Origin of the sequence: Stenotrophomonas sp. SrG, from assembly GCF_050031795.1 — a bacterium.
GTDB classification, from domain to species: domain Bacteria; phylum Pseudomonadota; class Gammaproteobacteria; order Xanthomonadales; family Xanthomonadaceae; genus Stenotrophomonas; species Stenotrophomonas rhizophila_A.
Genome location: NZ_JBNBBE010000791.1, coordinates 1 through 245, shown reverse-complemented (window position 1 = coordinate 245; position 245 = coordinate 1). Strand labels below are relative to the sequence as shown.

Below are 245 nucleotides of genomic sequence, written 5' to 3'. Positions count from 1 at the left end.
TGGCGCCCAGGACCGCCAGTGGCCGGCTCCTGCGAGTGGTATTGCTGCTCAGCCTGTTGCTCAACGGGCTGAACGCGGCCATGGCCGGCCCCATGGTGCGGGCGAGGGCCACGCCCGCCGCTGCCGAAGACGCACCCGCGCCGCCCTGCCATGGCCAGGAGCATGCCGCCATGCACGGTGCGGCTGCGCACCTCGCCCGCACCGGGTTCAGGCGTGGCGGCCTCACCGCCATGCCGGACGACGGG

At 74.7% G+C, this 245-nt stretch carries 1 pseudogene; it reads left to right on the top strand.

The annotated features are described in order from the left end of the window. Positions 1-35: 35 nt before the first annotated feature. Positions 36-245: pseudogene (locus ACQG3P_RS21720) on the top strand (hypothetical protein); the annotation flags it as partial.